The organism is Chryseobacterium sp. PTM-20240506 (genome assembly GCF_048296755.1).
Taxonomy (GTDB): domain Bacteria; phylum Bacteroidota; class Bacteroidia; order Flavobacteriales; family Weeksellaceae; genus Chryseobacterium; species Chryseobacterium proteolyticum.
Window position 1 is genome coordinate 4,539,403 of record NZ_CP182581.1, and the last position, 18,736, is coordinate 4,558,138.

The 18,736-nt window shown below is 36.5% G+C and carries 17 protein-coding genes; 4 read left to right on the forward strand and 13 right to left on the reverse strand.

Features of this window, described 5'->3' with window-relative positions:
- From mgtE to ACNFU2_RS20435, 5 genes are all read right to left on the reverse strand, one after another.
- The gene (gene mgtE / locus ACNFU2_RS20415) at positions 1 to 1,323 is read right to left on the reverse strand and encodes a magnesium transporter (RefSeq protein ID WP_172276892.1); all 1,323 of its coding nucleotides are present in this window, start codon (positions 1,321 to 1,323) and stop codon (positions 1 to 3) included.
- A gap of 181 nt (positions 1,324 to 1,504) precedes the next feature.
- Entirely contained in the window at positions 1,505 to 1,666 is a 162-nt protein-coding gene (locus tag ACNFU2_RS20420; RefSeq protein ID WP_407933709.1) for a bacteriocin-like protein, read from the reverse strand.
- A 27-nt stretch (positions 1,667 to 1,693) separates the two neighbouring features.
- Positions 1,694 to 1,837 (reverse strand): bacteriocin-like protein, encoded by a 144-nt coding sequence (locus ACNFU2_RS20425; protein WP_172276895.1) that lies wholly within the window; start codon positions 1,835 to 1,837, stop codon positions 1,694 to 1,696.
- Between the two features lie 41 nt (positions 1,838 to 1,878).
- Positions 1,879 to 2,022, reverse strand: a complete 144-nt coding sequence (locus ACNFU2_RS20430) for a bacteriocin-like protein (protein WP_407933710.1) — start codon at positions 2,020 to 2,022, stop codon at positions 1,879 to 1,881.
- Positions 2,023 to 2,446: 424 nt separating this feature from the next.
- Positions 2,447 to 3,004 carry a pyruvate decarboxylase gene (locus tag ACNFU2_RS20435; RefSeq protein ID WP_273647270.1) on the reverse strand — a complete coding sequence of 186 codons (558 nt, stop codon included), beginning with the start codon at positions 3,002 to 3,004 and terminating at the stop codon, positions 2,447 to 2,449.
- A 173-nt stretch (positions 3,005 to 3,177) separates the two neighbouring features.
- On the opposite strand from ACNFU2_RS20435, the gene rpsO reads away from it, so the two are divergent.
- Positions 3,178 to 3,447: a 30S ribosomal protein S15 gene (gene rpsO / locus ACNFU2_RS20440; protein ID WP_418122967.1), complete on the forward strand. Its 270-nt coding sequence runs from the start codon at positions 3,178 to 3,180 to the stop codon at positions 3,445 to 3,447.
- 139 nt (positions 3,448 to 3,586) lie between these two features.
- Positions 3,587 to 4,759, forward strand: a complete 1,173-nt coding sequence (locus tag ACNFU2_RS20445) for an acyloxyacyl hydrolase (protein ID WP_273647271.1) — start codon at positions 3,587 to 3,589, stop codon at positions 4,757 to 4,759.
- Between the two features lie 103 nt (positions 4,760 to 4,862).
- Here ACNFU2_RS20445 and ACNFU2_RS20450 read toward each other — a convergent pair whose 3' ends face one another.
- Positions 4,863 to 6,284 carry a sugar MFS transporter gene (locus tag ACNFU2_RS20450; protein WP_172276907.1) on the reverse strand — a complete coding sequence of 474 codons (1,422 nt, stop codon included), beginning with the start codon at positions 6,282 to 6,284 and terminating at the stop codon, positions 4,863 to 4,865.
- Between the two features lie 489 nt (positions 6,285 to 6,773).
- Here ACNFU2_RS20450 and ACNFU2_RS20455 point away from each other — a divergent pair, with 489 nt between their 5' ends.
- On the forward strand, positions 6,774 to 8,987 hold the full coding sequence (locus ACNFU2_RS20455) for a polyribonucleotide nucleotidyltransferase (protein WP_273647275.1): 2,214 nt from the start codon (positions 6,774 to 6,776) through the stop codon (positions 8,985 to 8,987).
- Positions 8,988 to 9,057: 70 nt separating this feature from the next.
- On the opposite strand, the gene ACNFU2_RS20460 is transcribed toward ACNFU2_RS20455, so the two are convergent.
- The 7 genes from ACNFU2_RS20460 to ACNFU2_RS20490 form a co-directional block, all read right to left on the reverse strand.
- Positions 9,058 to 12,225, reverse strand: coding sequence for an ABC transporter permease/M1 family aminopeptidase (locus tag ACNFU2_RS20460; protein ID WP_273647276.1), 3,168 nt, complete (start codon positions 12,223 to 12,225; stop codon positions 9,058 to 9,060).
- A 2-nt stretch (positions 12,226 to 12,227) separates the two neighbouring features.
- Positions 12,228 to 13,100, reverse strand: coding sequence for an ABC transporter ATP-binding protein (locus ACNFU2_RS20465; RefSeq protein ID WP_273647277.1), 873 nt, complete (start codon positions 13,098 to 13,100; stop codon positions 12,228 to 12,230).
- A gap of 205 nt (positions 13,101 to 13,305) precedes the next feature.
- A complete protein-coding gene (locus ACNFU2_RS20470; RefSeq protein ID WP_040995723.1) occupies positions 13,306 to 13,509 on the reverse strand; it encodes a helix-turn-helix domain-containing protein in 204 nt (67 codons plus the stop codon).
- Position 13,510: 1 nt separating this feature from the next.
- Positions 13,511 to 14,026 carry a DUF2975 domain-containing protein gene (locus tag ACNFU2_RS20475; protein WP_273647279.1) on the reverse strand — a complete coding sequence of 172 codons (516 nt, stop codon included), beginning with the start codon at positions 14,024 to 14,026 and terminating at the stop codon, positions 13,511 to 13,513.
- 192 nt (positions 14,027 to 14,218) lie between these two features.
- Complete coding sequence (locus ACNFU2_RS20480; protein ID WP_273647280.1) at positions 14,219 to 15,418, reverse strand: hypothetical protein; 1,200 nt, start codon at positions 15,416 to 15,418, stop codon at positions 14,219 to 14,221.
- A 158-nt stretch (positions 15,419 to 15,576) separates the two neighbouring features.
- Positions 15,577 to 16,662 carry a DNA polymerase beta superfamily protein gene (locus ACNFU2_RS20485; RefSeq protein WP_273647282.1) on the reverse strand — a complete coding sequence of 362 codons (1,086 nt, stop codon included), beginning with the start codon at positions 16,660 to 16,662 and terminating at the stop codon, positions 15,577 to 15,579.
- Between the two features lie 71 nt (positions 16,663 to 16,733).
- Entirely contained in the window at positions 16,734 to 17,480 is a 747-nt protein-coding gene (locus ACNFU2_RS20490; RefSeq protein ID WP_273647283.1) for a nucleotidyltransferase domain-containing protein, read from the reverse strand.
- A 196-nt stretch (positions 17,481 to 17,676) separates the two neighbouring features.
- On the opposite strand from ACNFU2_RS20490, the gene ACNFU2_RS20495 reads away from it, so the two are divergent.
- Positions 17,677 to 18,714, forward strand: coding sequence for a helix-turn-helix domain-containing protein (locus tag ACNFU2_RS20495; RefSeq protein WP_273647285.1), 1,038 nt, complete (start codon positions 17,677 to 17,679; stop codon positions 18,712 to 18,714).
- The last annotated feature ends 22 nt before the right edge of the window (positions 18,715 to 18,736 follow it).

Here is an 18,736-nt window from a genome sequence, read left to right on the forward strand (position 1 = left end):
CTATAAAAGTTTACCGGTTAAGAAAAGTCCGGCTACGGAAAAGTAAATTATTAATCCTGTAACATCCACTAGGGTAGCTACAAAAGGAGCAGATGACGTTGCAGGGTCGAGTTTTAATTTTTTTAGAATGAATGGAACCATCGAACCGGAAAGGGTTCCCCAAAGCACAATCAATACCAGGGAAACGGCTACGCTTAAACCTACATATACCCAATGGGCACCATAGCTGAAGAACCCGGCTTCATGCCAGATCATGATCCTTAAAAATCCGATAAGGCCAAGTATTCCTCCGAGGAACAACCCGGTAAAGATTTCTTTCCTCATTACATACCACCAGTCTTTTAATCCGATTTCCTGAAGTGCCATCGCCCGGATGATAAGCGTTGCAGCCTGTGAGCCGGAGTTTCCACCACTGGAGATAATTAATGGGACAAATAATGCCAGTACAACGGCTTTTTGAATTTCATCCTCGAAATATCCCATTGCCGAGGCAGTAAGCATTTCGGAAAAGAATAATATGATCAGCCACATTCCTCTTTTTTTGACCATTTCGATGAGGGAAGTCTGGGTGTATGGTAAATCAAGGGCTTCAAGACCCCCGAATTTCTGGATATCTTCGGTGTTCTGCTGTTCGATCTGGTCAAGGATGTCATCGATGGTTACAATCCCTACAAGGACTCCTGATTCCGTGATAATGGGAAGTGCGGTGCGGTCATATTTTTCGAAATAGGTAACTGCATCCTCTTTTGAGGTCATTGTGGTAATGGCAACAAAGTGGTTATCCGTTAATTCCGAAACAAGAGTATCTTCTTCTGCCAGTAATAGACTACCAAGCGCTAAATCGTCAATGAGGCGGTTTCTTTCATCTACTACATACAGATGGTTCATTGTTTCCACCCTTTTTCCTACTTTCTTGATCTGCTGTAAACATTTCTTCACAGTCCATTCCTTACGGATCTGGATGTAATACGGAGTCATCAGACGGGCAATGGAGTCGGAATGGTATCCTAAAAGCTTTAATGCAATCCTCCTTTCCTGTGGGTTAAGATGATTGATTGAATACTTAATAAGCTCATCAGGAAAATCTTCAAACAGGGCAGTCCTGTCATCCGGAGTCATCGCATTCAGGATCTCTGAAACTTCATCACTACCGATACTTCTGATCGTTTCCTCCTGGAAATCAGGATCAAGATGGGAGAAAACCTCTGCTTTGTATTCTTTAGGAACCTTTAAAAACGCCAGGAGCCTTTCATCAGCAGGAAGGTTGCTAAGAGTTTCGGCAATATCGGCAGGATTTAAGATAAGTTCGTCAGTATAATTCAAAGCGTGAGATTTTAGGATATGCAAAAATAATTCAATTTTTTAAAATTGACCAATGATGTGACAAAATTAAGGATTTATTAAAGTTTTACACCTGTATTGAATGGCTATGACATTTTATCAATAAAAAAACATCCGCTTATTGCGGATGTCCGGTGAAATTTTAAATTTCATACTCTGTATTTTATTCTATAGGTTCACAGTTCGGTATATCGGAAGCAATACACATTCCGCCGGAGCAGCACTCCCCGAAGCCACACTGTGACGAGTTCTTACATTTGGTTATCGGACCAGCACCTTTTATTTCCTTTTGTTGATTCCGGTTTAGTTTTTTAAGATTTTTCATAGCAGTTTTAATTTTAGTTTGTTTCAGTTAAGCCTCAATGCATGCAGTTGGTACGCATATGTTATTGCAGCACCATGCTCCAAAACATTGGGAATGGTCTGTACATCTTTTAAGAGCTCCTCCGTTAATTGCTTTTTGTTCCTGTCTGTTGAGTTTTTTAAGATTTTTCATAGTAAATAGTGTTTAAATTATACATTCGATGATTAATGATATTAAAATTCTAAGCATGCATCGATAACACATGTGCCATTGCAACACCATCCTCCAAAGCATTGCGAATGATCGTTGCATCTTATAAGGCCTCCACCTTTAATTGCCTTTTGTTCCTGTCGGTCTAATTTTTTTAAATTTTTCATAGTATGTAGGTTTTAATGAATGACTAATTTAATAAAAAATCATTTATTATTCACATTATTGTAGAGTTATTTGTCTGTTGAATATTTTTTTTATCTATTGAGGCAGAGTTTGTTAAGGATAAAAAAAACACCTGCGAATATCGCAGGTGTAATAATGAATTTAAAAAATGAAGAGATTTATTTTCTATAATTAAAATTTTATAAGATTAACAAGATGAAATGCTCGATAGATGAATAAGGCAATGTATTAAAACATATTTGCCCTCTTTATGTAGATTTATTGAAGTATTTCATGGTGTGTTAATTTTTAGTTTATGACTAAATTAACAAAAATATTTGAATTATTCACAAATAATTTTAAAAATTTTTATCAAAATTTATTAAAATTGTGATATGTAATGAATTATGAAAAAAAATAGAATTGTTAGAATCCTGCTTCTGAGGAAGGTTTTATTTTTCTTAGTTTCCTAAGAATCGCTTTTATAGCTCCGTTTGTTCCGATTTTTATAGAATTCTCTGCAGAACCCAGAAGACGCATATTTTTCCTATAGGTATCATAGTCGGATTCCGTAATAAGGTTGCCGGTTGCATCAAAAAGTTTCATACTCACAACAACCTGGTTGGAGAACACATACTTTCCAATTCCCACTTTAAAGTATTTAACTTTCGGAACAACGGCAAAATCAGCATCATTGTTGATGCAGTAATCAGCAATCGTCTGTGCATCCACGCTGTCAAAGGGAATCTGGATTTCGGTACGCAGCATTTTATTCTTTTTATAGCCGCTTAAATTATCTGAAACAGCACTGAAAAATGCATGATTGGTAGGTTCTTTTATTTCATCAATATCAGGCTCTACCTCGGGATTGAAGTATAAAACCTTTTTTATCCTGTCCTCAGAAGAAGCACCCTTTTGTGCTTTCACTGAAATACTGATCAATAAAAAAATGGAAACCGTAGTAAAAAGTAAAGTTTTTCTCATTTGTCTTCGTTTGCAAAATTACTCTCTTTTAATGGGATGGCATACATTTTATTAAGAAATTTTTAACATTTTTTTCTATCAATTTTGATATATGAAATCAATAATGTTTTGCCGGATTAAAAATTAGTCGTACTTTTGCACCCGTTACATAATAATCATTAAACAATATTGGAATGTACTTAACAACAGAAAAAAAGCAGGAAATTTTCTCAAAACACGGGAAATCTGCACAGGACACAGGAAGTGCTGAAGGGCAAGTAGCTCTTTTCACTTACAGAATCAATCACTTATCTCAACACTTAAAGGTGAACCGTCACGATTTTGCAACGGAAAGATCTTTGGTGAAATTAGTAGGTAAAAGAAAAAGTTTACTAGATTACCTTAAAAATAAAGATATCGAAAGATACAGAGCAATTATTGCTGAACTAGGTTTAAGAAAATAGTCTACAAGATTTTCAAAAAATAAAAAGCAACTTCTTACGAGGTTGCTTTTTTATTTTAACAATAAATTTAAATTTAGTTAATAATATTATTAATTTATACCAAATGAATACTTAGATTTGCCAATCTTAAAGTAAACTGATGTTTTTAAGGCATTTCTACCTGATTGTATCCGGCCTTATTTCTGCTTGCTGCTATTCGCAGGAAAATGAAATACCAAGACCATCTTCATTCGTTCTGTCTGGCGGATTCGAATATGGTAATATTCTACGGACTAACGAACCGTTAAAAGGATACAAGAATACTAATTATACCGGTTATTCTGTTCAGATTCTCAAACAAACCGCAGGTAATAAACATTGGGAAAAACAGTATAATTATCCCCAATATGGTATTGGATTCTTTGCTTTCGATTTTCTTGATAATAAAGAGATGGGATCACCATTTGGAATATATGGTGTCTACAACGCGAAACTCGGACAATGGGGAAAACTGAAGTGGTATCACCATGTAGATTTTGGAATTGCTTTTAATTCAAATCCATTCGATGAAGATCATGGATATTACAACACGTCTTTAGGATCCAGAACGAATATGTTCATCAGTTTGGGTACGGGAATTTATTATGAACTCGGTCGTCATTTTGACATCGGACTGAATCTGAAATTCAATCATCTTTCGAACGGGTCATTAAAGTTTCCGAACAAAGGATTGAATACTTTTGCTCCACAGATCAGCCTTGTCTATTATCCCGAAAGAGCAGTTCCACGAACCAATGATTCAATTTCATTTAACACAAAGAAATATAACACCCTTGAAGTTTCGGCTTTCGGAGGGAGGAAAAATATTTTTTACAGGGGCGGGCAACGTGAGGAATTGAAAAAACTTTATGAAGGTTTTAATTATTCCGTTTATGGGGTAGAAGCTTTTTATATGCATCAATATTCTTCTAAGTCGGCGTATGGACTTGGAGTGGGCATTACTCATGACGAACAGTACAACCACACCATGTATGTGGCTGATAGTACACTTTACCAGCAAAAACGTTTTTCACATGATCAGTTATTGTTTAGTGTAATTCCTTCTTACAGGTTGATCATCGGTAAATTGAATGTGAATGTAGGAGCGGGTTATTATCTGTTTAAGAAAGAACGTAAATACGACAGCCCTGCTTTTTTTCAAAAAATAGGATTACAGTACCAGATCACAGATCGCCTCTTTGCTTCTTTTGGGATCAATGCGTATGACCTGCACATTGCAGACTATCTTGAATGGAGGATCGGATATACTTTTTCCAGAAGGGAAAGAAGATAGGGATCTGTATATATGCTCACAAAAAAAGCTTCATTTAAAATATTCCTTTACTGTGAAATGGATCATTTTAAATGAAGCCGTATTATTTTATTCTGTATTTTAATTAATGCCCTGACTTTGCTTCCGTGCTTTTCACATGTCCCAGATACCGGGTGCAGTAAGCTCCGAAAATAAGGATAACCAGATAACAGAATACAGGAATAATAAAGGAATGTTGTACTCCGAACTGATCAGCAAGGTATCCCTGGAAAATAGGAACAATGGCACCTCCCAGAATTGCCATAACTACTAAAGATGATCCCTGGCTTGTGTATTTTCCCAGCCCGGAAATAGCAAGCGTGTAAATATTGGAGAACATGATTGAATTGAAAATTCCTATACCTAAAATACTGTACATCGCCAGTTCACCATGATTGACCATTGCTGAGATGAGCAATGCGACATTTACAGCGGCAAAAATAGATAGCGTCCTTGCAGGAGCAGCTTTACCTACAAAGAATGCAACGAAATTAAGTACGATAAATACAAGGAAAAAGCTGATCTGCGAAAATGTAAGATTAACGATACTGAAGATCACCAGGAAAACCAAGCTTGCGGCACCTGCCATATAAATGGCTTTTCTTCCCTGACTGATAGACTGGTTCAATGAAATAGCACCAAGAAAACGGCCAATCATAGCACCTCCCCAATACAGGGAAAGGTAATTCTTACTGATGATTTCATTAAAGCCCATTACCTGGGGCTGTTCCAGGAAACTGATGATAAAGCTGCCCACAGCAACTTCTCCTCCTACATAGCAGAACATTGCAAAAACGCCAAATTTAAGATGGCTGAATTCCAATGCTCCCCAACCTTTTACGATTTCTTCTTCTGCCGTCTGGAAAGAAGGTAGTTTTACTCTTGAAATCAGTAAGGCAACCAGTAACAGGATAGCTGCAAAAATAAGATAAGGAATCCTGGTGGCTACGGCACTGAATGATCCGTCCGGAGCCGAGAAGAATTCGAAAATAAGATGTCCGCCCAGCACCGGGGCTATGGTGGTTCCGAATGCGTTGAATGCCTGGGTCATGTTCAGACGGCTTGAGGCAGATTCTTCGCTTCCCAATAGAGAAACATATGCATTGGCTGTGATCTGTAATACGGTAAATCCTAATCCTAAAATAAACAAAGCTCCAAGAAATAAAGGATAATAAGAAAAAGTAGCCGCAGGATAAAATAAAATACATCCGAAAGCTGCCAGGAAAATACCGAAGATGATTCCTTTTTTATAGCCTACTTTATTAATGGGGTCTCCTTTGGAGATAGAAATAAAGAAATAGATTAATGAGCCGATGAAATAGGCGCCGAAGAAGCAAAACTGAACGAGCATAGACTCAAAGAAAGTGAGGCTGAAAAGCTGTTTCAGATAAGGAATCAGGATATCATTCATACAGGTAATAAACCCCCACATAAAAAATAACAAGGTAATGGTGATCAAAGGAACCGTATAATTCCTGTTTTGCGACTTTACTTCTTTATTAATCATAAACATTTATTTAAAAGAAAGAGATGATAATACGCTCCTTCAATGGGTTATAAAAAGATGAATTTTTTAATGTGTTTTTCCCGGAAGAAAATAGATTTAAAAAACAGGGCAAATATAGGGGAACAACTTTTTTTTCTGCAACTTTTAAGAGGCTTTTTATGTTAATTTTATCTGTAAATACAATTATTATCTCTAATTGAGACAAAAACAAAGCTGAAATAAACTGATGTTGAAAAATAAAAGGCTGAAAAGTAGAGTTATAGGAGTAATAGATTCGTTGAGGAACATCCTTAAATTCTTTGTCGTTTTTTCTGATCAGGCAATTTTTTAGACGCTCAAATAAGTGATTGAAGGATAGTTGATTACTTCCCATGCCTCTTTTCTTTTTTATAGTGCCAGTTACCGGGAAAATAGTTTATCTTTGCAAACAAAATTTAGACGAATTTATATCAATCACACTCAATACGGAGTGTTTAAACAAAATTATTTATGAGTATACCTCAAGCGTTTACAGAAACGATTACTCTTGCAGACGGCAGAGAAATCACTATTGAAACAGGTAAATTAGCAAAACAGGCTGATGGTTCTGTAGTAGTAAAAATGGGTGGAACAATGCTTTTAGCAACTGTTGTAGCCAATAAAGAAGCTAATCCTGGTGTAGATTTCTTACCATTAACAGTAGATTACAGAGAAAAATTCTATGCAGGAGGAAAAATTCCTGGAAATTTTTTCCGTAGAGAAGCAAGACCTTCAGATCAGGAAATTTTAACCATGCGTTTGGTGGACAGAGTTCTTCGTCCGCTTTTCCCTGAAGATTTCCATGCGGAAGTTCAGGTAATGATTTCCCTGATTTCTTACGACGGACAATCTATTCCTGATGATTTGGCAGGTTTGGCGGCTTCTGCTGCAATTGCTATTACCGATATCCCTTTCAACGGACCGATGTCTGAAGTGAGAGTGGTAAGATTTGACGGAAAATTAGCGATTAATCCAAGATATGAAGATCTTAAAGATTCTGAGCTGGATATTATGGTTGGAGCTACCAAAGACTCGATCGTAATGGTAGAAGGAGAGATGAAAGAAATTTCTGAGCAGGAAATGCTGGAAGCGATCATCTTTGCACATGCTGAAATTAAAAAACAAATTGAAGCTCAGGAAAGACTTGCTGAAAAAGTAGGTAAAGCTTTCCCGAAAAGAGAATACAACCACGAAATTCATGACGAAGATATTCGTGAGAAAGTGTGGAAAGAAACATATGATAAAGTATACGAAGTTGCCAAGCAACCTTCAGGTAAAGAAGAGAGAGGAGAGAAATTCAAAGCTGTTCTTGAGGAGTTTTTAGCACAATATGTTGATAATCCTGAAGAACTGGAAAGAGTATCACCTTTCGCAAAAGTATATTATCATGATGTAGAAAAAGAGGCTATGCGTCAGATGATCCTTGAAGACAACATCCGTCTTGATGGTCGTGATCCTAAAACGATCCGTCCGATCTGGTCGGAAATTGATTATCTTCCTGGAGCGCACGGTTCTGCAATTTTCACAAGAGGAGAAACACAATCATTAACAGCTGTAACTTTAGGATCTGTAAAAGATGCGAATATGGTAGACAGCGTGATGGCGAATTATGACGAGAAATTCTTCCTTCATTATAACTTCCCTCCGTTCTCAACAGGTGAAGCCAGACCTTTAAGAGGAACTTCAAGAAGAGAAGTAGGACACGGAAATCTTGCTCAAAGAGCTTTACAGGCTGTAATTCCTGAAGAAAATCCATACACGATCAGAATTGTTTCCGATATCCTGGAATCTAACGGTTCTTCTTCTATGGCAACTGTTTGCGCAGGAACATTAGCATTAATGGATGCCGGAGTACAGATTACAAAACCGGTTTCCGGAATTGCGATGGGACTTATTACCGATACTAAATCCGGGAAATTCACGGTACTTTCCGATATCCTTGGGGATGAAGATCACCTGGGAGATATGGACTTTAAAGTAACGGGTACGGCAGAAGGAATCACGGCTTGTCAGATGGATATTAAAATCCAGGGGCTTTCTATGGATATCATGGAGCAGGCTTTAATGCAGGCTAAAGACGGAAGATTACATATCCTTAATAAAATTACGGAAACAATTGCTGAGCCTAGAGCTGATGTTAAGCCTCATGCACCGAAAATGGTGGTTATGGAGATTGCAAAAGACTTTATTGGTGCAGTGATCGGACCTGGTGGAAAAATCATTCAACAATTACAAAAAGATACGGATACTGTTATTGCTATTGAAGAAATAGGCGAGATCGGACGTATTGAAATTGCAGGAACAGACAGAGAGAAAATCAATGCAGCTGTTGCGAAGATCAATGAAATTACTTTCGTACCGGTAGTAGGGGAAGTATACAAAGGGAAAGTAGTGAAAGTAATGGATTTCGGAGCTTTTGTAGCGATTGCAAAAGGTACGGAAGGTCTTCTTCACATTTCTGAGATCGAATGGTCACGTCTTGATAAAGTTCCTTACGCTGAAGGAGATGAAGTAGAAGTGAAGTTTATGGGTTACGATGACCGTAAGAAAATGAAATTATCCCGTAAAGTTTTATTACCAAGACCACCAAAGCCGGAGCAAAAACCGAGACAGGAAAGACCTGAAGGTGGTAAACCCGCAGCGCAAACGCCAAAGGAAAATGAAAAGCCTTCAACTGAAGCATAAGATATAGCTTTTAGTAGCATAAAAAATCCCTCCACAAGAGGGATTTTTCTTTTGGGACAATCCTGATTCATTATATAGTTTTAAATAACCGGTCAACTTCTTTTTGAGAAGATGCATCGGGGCATACTTTGTAAAACTCTTTAAGAAGATCCGTACTTGCAGGCTTTTTAGGGTATTGATTATGTAAAAGAAAATTCTTGAGTGCCTGATTTACCCTTTCTTCACCAAGCAGCTCACTTAGTTTCACCATCGCTACTGCACCTTTGGAATAGGCGATATGAGGTTCCTCTCCGGTTGCTTTGTAAATGGGCTTGTTTTCTGATAATCCTTTTTCGTTATCATAGATCTGCTGATGCATTTCTATTCTGTCGAGCATTTTTTGTTTTCCATGCATCTTCTTATACAGCATCATTTCAGTATACATGGCTAAGGTTTCCGTAAGCATTACAGAACCTTCCCTGTCATCGGGATCAATCTGGCTGTTGCCCCACCATAAATGGGAAAGCTCATGTCCTGCGAGTTCATTAATCACATCCTGTTTTTTATCTGCATGAATATTCGCATGAAAGATCATGTCTTCAGGCATAAAGATCGCTGACGGATAGGCTGTGGCTGCAAAACCTTTTGTATAAGAAGAAATTTCAGCGAAGTTGACTGATTGGAACGGATATTTTCCAAAATTGCGCATACAATAATCTAAAGTCAGTTTCGCATTATTAATTAAATGAAAGACATTTTCACTATGATTTGCATGATAAAAGACATTGATCAAAATACCTCTATACCTGACACTTTTACGATTATAGTCAGCAGAGGAAACGGCAAAACGAAATGGAATACCTCTGGCTCCGTATTGAAAATATTTTCTTTTACCCTGTGTCCATTCTTTAATTAAATCTCCGGTTCCGACTGCTGTCTGATCCTTTTCAGTTGAGACGGTCATTGTAAGATTAATAAAATCATTCAGGAATATTTCTGGAGCTTCCGGTTTCTTAAGGCCAGATGTTTTGCCCAATTTATAATCCATTCTTTGTTTCTCATCCTGAAGTTCATAACTTTTTTGATAGCCAATACTTGGATAATATCTGCTTATCCGCATAAACGAACCGTTTTTAATAACAGCATTGAATGAATCGTGTCCGTTTACTGCATACCATTGATAGGAGAGTGTGAAATTTAAGGTTGCAGTCTCATTGGGCTGTAATGGCCGGTTTAAATATATTGCTGCAGTTTCTGTACGGATCTTTACAGACTCGGAAGAAGTAGTGAGAACAGCAGATTGGATTTTCAGACTCGGATGGAAGTTAAATAAAATTTTATCAATAGCTTTGGTTGTGATATTGGTAATAGTATATTTTCCTTCTATTATATAAGAAGATTTGGACGGGAAAAGCTTGATTTCTGTGCTGACATCTTTTATTACAGGCTGAGGGAGTTGTTCAAAGATCTTGAATTTTTTTTCGTACAGAACAGCCTTAGCAATTGATTCTTCTTTATTCTGAGGAATGTATCCTTTCATAAAATGATATCCGCTAAAAATACCGGCTGCTAAAAGAATAGCGATACCCAACCATTGATTTTTATTCCATTTTTTTGTAGCAACAGATCTGTTAAGGATCCATAGAAACGCAACCAAACCTATTCCAAAGAAGAGTCTTTCAGCAAATGCTGTTGTATAGATTCCATAACCGTTAAAGTCGCTGTAAACCCCTTTAAAATCTGAAAATATCCTCAGTAAAGGGTATGGAATAATCTTTTTCGAGGCGGGGCCTGCAAAAATAAAAACGGCAAGAACGGAAATTCCTAATGCTATAAACCTGTTTTTACTAAAGTCATTAATCAGCAGTATAAAACCGGAAAATAATAGCAATGGTAACGTATTGAAAAGGATTGTGCCTGAATAGGCACTCCAGTCAATATGGAAATAATGGTAGCCAAGCTGGAAGGTCAGGCCTTCTATGATAAGGATACCTGTAAAAAAGAAAATGAGAATACCAGCGGAGAGAAGATGTCCGGATAATTTATTTTTTGAAAAATGGGTGCTTTTTTCGATCAGGATAAATCCTGATGACTGACTTCTCCAATACAGGTCGTTAATGAAGTACGTCATGATCAACAATCCGAGTAGATGGAAATTTTCTGAAATGGTTGTTGCCATGAGACCTGAGCTTGCATACTTTTGTGGTAAACGGATTCCTTTTTCAATTTCAGCATACATTTCCATACCGACTGCAAACAATAGCAATATAGAAACCGCAATAATGCTAACACTTTTAAAAAGGTAAATCAGATCGATTTTGGCAAAGGAAATAACAGATCTGAAAGAGGCCCTGAATCCAAAATCTGATTCGGCAGTAATATAATCCGACAACACAATATGAGGAGCGGAAAAAAGATCATTTTTCTTTCCTGATCCTTTATCTGAAGAGGTCGTAAAAGAAAATAAACGATAAGATAAAAATAAGAACAGTCCTGAAAATACAATAAAAATCAGCCTGTTCGTCAATAGATATCCTGAAAGAGGAGTGATAGAATAGTTCTTTTGGGCCACCGAAAATACCTTTGCCTCCAGGAAATAGGCAGATAATCCAAAGGGATCAGATAGTGCAGAGAGCTGCTGAGTCTCTATTGATTGAGGTAAGCTTCCCGCCATGAAAGGTGAATTGGAAAATAATAATACAACCATATACAGAACGTATAACAGCAGGCCGCCGGTTACTACCAGGAGCTTTCTTTTGGTACTGTAGGCAATGAAAAATAAAAAACTACAGACTAAGAGACAGTTGATGAATCCTAAAATCACTACCGGATATAGATAATACCAGAGATTGAAATAGGGCTGCATCTCACTTCCTGTCCTTGTATTTTGCCCGAGAATAAAGCCAATAATCAAAAACAGGAAGCTCAGGAAGGTTTGCAGGAAATAGTTCAGAAACTTTCCTTGCAGATATGTTCTTTTTGAAAGAGGTAAAGAAAACAGGATCATATCAAATTTCGAATCCCAATCCTTAAATAGCTGCTGACTTGCGTAGATAATCGCAAAAAATATAATAGAAAGACTCAACATACCCACCATAAACCCGATGGAATAAGGTGAATTGAGATAAATACGTTCTCCGACAGTCAGGTTGAACTGGCTTCCGCAAAATATACCCAAAACGACTAAAGTGAAGGCAATAAGATAACTGAGCCAGTGCTTTATGTTGCGTCTGGCTTCAAATAAAAGTAATGAGTTCATGATTATGATTTTTGAGTGAGGCTATGAAAGTATACATGTTCCAAAAGAGGAGGAACAGCATTGAAATCTTTTGGTTGATGGGCTGCGAAAGTCGTGATATACAGTTCTCTTTCGATCAGCTGTTGGCTGATGATCTCATGAGTTGCCTGATAATCCTCCCATTCATTTCTGTTGATCCGTTTTGACCAGATTTTATGTTCTAATTCTGAAATCAGGTCACCGGGTTTCCCTTTTCGGATAAGCTTTCCTTTATTGATAATAGCCATCTCAGAACATAAATTCCGGACATCTTCTACAAGATGAGTAGAAAGGATCACAATAACATCCTTGCTGATATCATTGAGTAAAGAATTAAAACGGTTGCGTTCTTCGGGATCCAGTCCTGCCGTAGGTTCGTCCACAATAATGATTTTAGGGTTTCCTAATAAAGCCTGGGCAACTCCAAAACGCTGTTTCATTCCGCCTGAAAAAGTATGGACTTCTTTGTTTCGGAAATCTGACAGGTTTACTTTTTCCAACAATCCGGAAATCTGTCTTTTTCGAAAGGTATTGTCTTTTATTCCCTTTAAGATAGCAATGTGATGCAATAAGTCGTAAGCTGAAACTTTAGGATAAACTCCAAAATCCTGTGGTAAGAACCCGAGGTTTTGTCTTATAAAATCAGGCTCCCTGGAAATATCAATACCATTGAAAATAATATTTCCCGAACTCGGTTTCTGGAGGCCAACGATGGTTTTCATTAAAGAGGACTTTCCGGCTCCGTTCGGACCCAGTAAACCGAACATGCCATTTCCTATTTCCAATGAAATGTCTTTAATTGCCTGGAAGCCATTTTTATAGGTAAGGCTCAGGTGGTTAATGGATAATGTATTCATGATTTTAAATTTGGATAATACAATAGCTGGCAATGTTTCCGTTGCTTTTTTTATGATGTTGAAAAATAAGTTGTTGTATCTACTTGCTAATGAAAATGAGCTGACAGTTAAAGGGTATGAGTTGATAGATGAAAACTAAAGGCTAAGGTCATGGGCATTTTCGCTTTCTTACCGATATCATGCATCTTTTATCTCGTTTCCACCACTATTCTCTATACTCTAAAATATCTCCCGGCTGGCATTCCAGAATTTTGCAGATAGCTTCGAGGGTATCAAAACGAACCCCTTTTGCCTTTCCCGTTTTCAGAATGGATAAATTGACAGGCGTGATTCCTAATTTTTCTGCCAATTCCTTACTCTGCATTTTTCGCTTGGCAAGCATGACATCTAAGTTGACTATAATTGGCATTTTATATAAATAGATCTTGTTCGTTTTGCAAATGTAGCCCTTGCCTGAAGATATTAGCAAGAAACAGGCAGAAAATTCCTAGCATGAAATGGATAAAAACCAATCCCCATATAATACTTTCGACCTCTGTAAAGAAACTTGCGATGATCACAAGCGGTAGTGGAAGGAAAATATTGTATAAGTAAAATCTCTTCAATTGTAAAATGTTGACCTCGGTAAATAATTGAGGTTGAAAGAACACTTTAAAAACTTTTGCTGAAAACCAGAAAAAAATACCATATGTCACTAAAACGGCCATGAAAGAGAATATAATGTAAGGATAATTGTTTTCAATGTTGAGAAATGGCTGTTCAGTAAAAGGATAATTGATATGTAAATATTGATCCTCTTTATAAGGAGTTACCGCAAAACCTGTAGTCATACAGAAAAAGGAATAAAGTGCTGTAATAAGATATCCTCCTGATAATACCAGGCAGATATAGTATAAAATTTTTGCAATAGTTTTAGTTTGATTCATAGCATGATAATTAATTGATAATGCAAATGTATAATTAATTATCGTAAAACAATAATTAATTAAAAAAATATTTAAAAATAAAAAAGTCCTGATATATCAGGACTTGGAGTAATGTAATGTTAATGGGCCATTTTTACGAATGATCTCGATTAACATGTATTGAACCCAAAGTAAATAAAAACAGCATATGTGCTAAACAACTATTTTCTGAGCAGTTACTTTGGGTATAATAATTAAATAATCGTAACCCGCCAATAGTTTTTTTAGGGTGCCGGACTTTACGGAAGTCTTTTGTTTTTTTATTTCAGCATTGATCTTGGTAAGGTCAAAGAGGAGCCATTCATTTTCCTTATGAACCAGGCGATAGAAGGGTCTCAGAAAAAGAATGTATTCTGCATCATTATTTTCAGCAAAGAAAGATCCTGTTTTTCCATTTTTTTGAATAATGGCAATATGTAAGGACTTTTCGTGGTCTTTTTCGGCAAGATTAAATGCAACATTTCCTATATCAGGGCTATTTTGCAGTAGGCTCTGATCTTTACCGGCATGACTGGCTCCAAACTTGAAAAGATTTCTTTTTCCTTTTATTTTGTTCTGGTTTTCAAGAAGATTTTCCTTCATTGAAGCTATTTTCAGGAACTGAGATTCGTCTCCCTTTTGATTATTTTCCAGAGCATATATTGTATTGCTTTGTAGCAGCTTGTTTAAAGCTTTATGCTCATATTCAGACAAATCTAATTTTTGAATATCTGCAATACGGGTCCTGAAATCGTTGCAAAACAAATAGGGCTGGTTTTTGCTGTCATCAATAGTCCGATAGCCCAGTCCTGACCTGAACGTGTTCCATCTCTCATTCGATTCTTTCAGTAAAGATTGATATTTTGCTTTTGCTATTTTATTGGATGTCCTTGCAATAAGCTCTCTGAAGATCACTGCATCAGAATTGTAATAAATCTGATCAAGGCCTATGACGGTTTTTTTATTTTGGAAAAAATAATCCAGAAGGTCATGGTCTTTGTTAAATGAGAAAAACGAAAATCTACCGTTAGAGCTGGAAACAATTGATTGGTATTCTTTATTTTTCTCGAAGTCTTTTTTAAGAATATCAATGGTAAGCTGATCTGCTTCCGTAATATAGTTGTCGAAGTTGATATTGTGAGTAAGATAAGAAGTAAAATCCAGGACCTCATTATTAAGATGGTCTTCACCGATCAGAACATATTTGTGTTTAGCAATCGTTTCAGTCAGGTTACGAATTCCTTCACCGGAAAAATGATTATTCTCGAAATTTATGATTTGATAATGTTGTGAAGCAATTTTAGTAACTAATGAATCTTGAGCCTGAATGGTACAGCCTAACAAGAAAACCGTTAAAAAATAGATTACTTTCATTATTTTTTTTACAAATTTAAATTTCTGTTTTACTCAAAAATTGTAAAAATGTAAAGGACCCGAAATGAATAGATAATCTCTTTAAATAAAGTTGCCTTAGAAAAAGGCAACCTTATTTTCTTTTTGGTGGTTTATGAGTCTATACAACTCCCGGATCTTTATTTTGAATGATATAGCTTTTTCCTGATTTCGATGAGGTTCTGAGTTGTCCTTTCCAGATCCGGTGTGTCTGGTAGGTTAGAACTGGAATAATAATGCTCTATAGAAAGGACCAGGTTTTCAGCTTTTTCCATTACGTGATCATAAGATCTTTTTCCTGCTTTTATATCAAGTAACTCATCACGGTTCTCTACGCGGATCTGCATCGAACCTGTTTTTAGAATATGCTCGCAGGATTGCAGTAATCGGATGGTATGCATCATGTTTTTGCTGTCGTAGTTCTGCCCATGAATCTGGTTGACATTGTAACGGTCCTCATTGCGCTCAGCTACCCATTTCCAATATTCCCTATAGTCTTTACAGTAAACAGAGTAGGCATCCAGATTGCAGAACAGATAAGCAGTTGGTTTTTCATCCTTAAGAACAGATGATACAGAAACCTGATTTGCCTCTTCATTCTGAATAATCCCCTTATATCCCAATGTTCCCGATTCATCGTAAAATAAAGCAAACATACCCTTAGTATGATCAATGCTTACCAATCCGAATTGTTCCTGTGAGAGACTATTCTGTCCTTCCGATACAGAAAATTCATGCAACCATTTTTTCAATGCAACGGAACCCTGTCCTGCAAGGATAAAACAGAAATCCAGGATGGATTTTCTTTCTTTATCAATCGGGTTTACAATCTTTTTATTAAGACCTTTTGCCTTTTTAATCTGTGAAACCGCATAACCTGCAAAGGTATCTTTACTGAGTTTTGACAGGAAATCCTCCGTTTTCAGCAGATCCATCAACGGATGTTTGTACAGGATGCAGTCTTCCGGACTTGCCAGAATTTCCAGGATATTGGGATTGTTCTTTTGCAGCAATTCTACAAATCTCCCGATTTCATAATAGGTAATATCATTGGTCTCATTGGAAATCTGGGGGATGTAGTTCAATCCAAAGAAATCCTCCTTGGGAAGGTAATAAACTCCCTTTATATCCGTGTCGGAACTCTCCGTTGCCAGCCCGAAAGCCCGGCTTCCGGAAATAGCTTCAAAAAGAAGAAGGTTTTTATTTTTAAGATCCTGAATCGTCATGATGGTATATTATAATTGTCCGATTTTTTTAACATTGAAAAAATGGTGTAATATTAAGTGCTTTCGATCCGTTAAGCTAGTATTTTTCTAAACACCAATTCCATTTCTTTTTTATTTCCTTTTCCTCCTGCCAATGTTTTCGTTTTTTCTTCAGTCTCAGCAACTACACTTTCCAGAAATCCTAAAAGCTCCCAGTCATTGGAGTGATTATAGGATTCTCCTTTAGTAGCCTTTAAAGCAACCAGACTCTCTATTTTAGTTTTTGTAAAATCATCAACCAATACCAGAAGATCACTGAACAGAACAGGAGGAACGGTTCCTTTGTCTAATATCCACTTTCCTGTAAGTGCTGTTCTTAAACAGTAGAAATAACTTTTTAATTTCACTTCATCATGTCTGCAGGCTTCCAGGTACTTTTTACTCATACTTAAATAATGGTAAGACACCGCTATCGGAGAGAAGCAAGTATCAGCCAAAGGCTTGAACAAGTCTGCAAATTCTTCATTTTTCTTATAAACGACAGGAGAGTAGAACCAGCTTAGCAATGCAGCATTGGACTTTAGCAAAAGGTGAAAAGTCTTTTTAAGGTCCCAACCGCTACCATCCAGGTCATCCTCTGTCATGAATTCTATGGTTTCATCCTTGTCCCATGGAGAAAGATACCATTCCTTTTCATGACGGTATATAAACCGTATATCATAATCGCTGTCCGGCGATGCAAATCCCCAGGCTCTGCTGCCGGATTCAACTGCAAGAAGTATTTCTATGCTGTGTTTGTCTTCTACCTCTTTTAGTTTTTCTAATATCCTGTTTTTCATTTTTATTTCTTTTGATGGTACAAAATAATAAAGCGATTACGCAGTCTTTTTGCGTAATAATTTAGAATAACGAAATCATTATAAATGTAATGAAATACCTTATGGGAAAATGGAAAATAGTGAATGGTTAAATTTTTCAATATAAGTCTTCTGGGCTATTACATTTTTTGTAATATTGTAATTTAGACAAGAAAATATGGCATTAATAGGTGACCTAGGGAAAATTATTGTTTTTTTGTTTTTATTGTTAAGCATCTTTTTGATCACGGCAAAAAGCAAAAGAAGATTACCCAATTATCTGTTTGCTGCATTTCTTCTTACTTCTGTTATAGATTTATCCGGATTCTTTGTATATCCTTCCGGGAATTTTATGCAAAGTTTTAAGTCTTCCAGTATTCTTCTTCAGATGCCACTTTATTATCTGTATGTAAAGTCTGCATGCTACTATAACTTTAGCCTGTCCAAAAAGCATCTAGTACATGGCCTACCTTTTCTCTTCTTCCTTGTTCTGTTTCTTGTTACACAGATGTCTGCACAAGCTGACCAGGTTTTTGATATTTTTACCATTATCCAGTATTACTATTATATTATTGCTGTTTTTCTTGAGCTGAGGATTTTTAAAAAACTATACCGGGATAATTATTCTGGAAATCATAGTCATATTTATAGGTGGTTAATACAGATTACAGTTTTGTTTTTAATCGGAAATTTTTTTGTGCTACTCAGAGATTTTGTAAAGAACAACGGGAGCCTTTTTACCTATCTGTATACTTTTAGCTGCTTATTTGTATTATTTATGATCAGCTGGTTTGTGCTCAACTCCCTGTACAGACCCAATTTGTTTGCCGGAATTGATAAAGATTTGGTTCCTTTAAAAATTGAATCCGGGGATCATCATGAAAAACCACAGCAGCTAAAAGATCTTATGGAATTAATGGAAACTGAGAAACCTTATCTGGATGACAGCCTTACCCTGCAAAAGCTGGCTGAAAAATTTAATATGCCGGAGAAGCAGCTTTCTTTATTGATCAATCAGTCTGCGGGAAAGCATTTTTTTGATTTTATTAATGAATTCAGGATTAAGGATGCCCAATTACTTTTAAAAGATCAGCCTCAGCTTACTGTATTGGAAGTTCTGTATCAGGTAGGTTTCAATTCCAAATCCTCTTTTTATACCGCATTTAAAAAAGAAACGGGTATTACTCCTACAGATTACAGGAAATCAGTTATTTAAAAAGTGTTCGATTTAAAGTCGG

Bases quoted from the DNA above. Each gene is read 5' to 3' on its own strand.
- ACNFU2_RS20420 (WP_407933709.1), bottom strand. From the start codon at position 1,666: ATGAAAAATCTTAAAAAACTAAACCGGAATCAACAAAAGGAAATAAAA.
- ACNFU2_RS20425 (WP_172276895.1), bottom strand. From the start codon at position 1,837: ATGAAAAATCTTAAAAAACTCAACAGACAGGAACAAAAAGCAATTAAC.
- ACNFU2_RS20430 (WP_407933710.1), bottom strand. From the start codon at position 2,022: ATGAAAAATTTAAAAAAATTAGACCGACAGGAACAAAAGGCAATTAAA.
- ACNFU2_RS20435 (WP_273647270.1), bottom strand. From the start codon at position 3,004: ATGAGAAAAACTTTACTTTTTACTACGGTTTCCATTTTTTTATTGATC.
- rpsO (WP_418122967.1), top strand. From the start codon at position 3,178: ATGTACTTAACAACAGAAAAAAAGCAGGAAATTTTCTCAAAACACGGG.
- ACNFU2_RS20445 (WP_273647271.1), top strand. From the start codon at position 3,587: ATGTTTTTAAGGCATTTCTACCTGATTGTATCCGGCCTTATTTCTGCT.
- ACNFU2_RS20450 (WP_172276907.1), bottom strand. From the start codon at position 6,284: ATGATTAATAAAGAAGTAAAGTCGCAAAACAGGAATTATACGGTTCCT.
- ACNFU2_RS20455 (WP_273647275.1), top strand. From the start codon at position 6,774: ATGAGTATACCTCAAGCGTTTACAGAAACGATTACTCTTGCAGACGGC.
- ACNFU2_RS20460 (WP_273647276.1), bottom strand. From the start codon at position 12,225: ATGAACTCATTACTTTTATTTGAAGCCAGACGCAACATAAAGCACTGG.
- ACNFU2_RS20465 (WP_273647277.1), bottom strand. From the start codon at position 13,100: ATGAATACATTATCCATTAACCACCTGAGCCTTACCTATAAAAATGGC.
- ACNFU2_RS20470 (WP_040995723.1), bottom strand. From the start codon at position 13,509: ATGCCAATTATAGTCAACTTAGATGTCATGCTTGCCAAGCGAAAAATG.
- ACNFU2_RS20475 (WP_273647279.1), bottom strand. From the start codon at position 14,026: ATGAATCAAACTAAAACTATTGCAAAAATTTTATACTATATCTGCCTG.
- ACNFU2_RS20480 (WP_273647280.1), bottom strand. From the start codon at position 15,418: ATGAAAGTAATCTATTTTTTAACGGTTTTCTTGTTAGGCTGTACCATT.
- ACNFU2_RS20485 (WP_273647282.1), bottom strand. From the start codon at position 16,662: ATGACGATTCAGGATCTTAAAAATAAAAACCTTCTTCTTTTTGAAGCT.
- ACNFU2_RS20490 (WP_273647283.1), bottom strand. From the start codon at position 17,480: ATGAAAAACAGGATATTAGAAAAACTAAAAGAGGTAGAAGACAAACAC.
- ACNFU2_RS20495 (WP_273647285.1), top strand. From the start codon at position 17,677: ATGGCATTAATAGGTGACCTAGGGAAAATTATTGTTTTTTTGTTTTTA.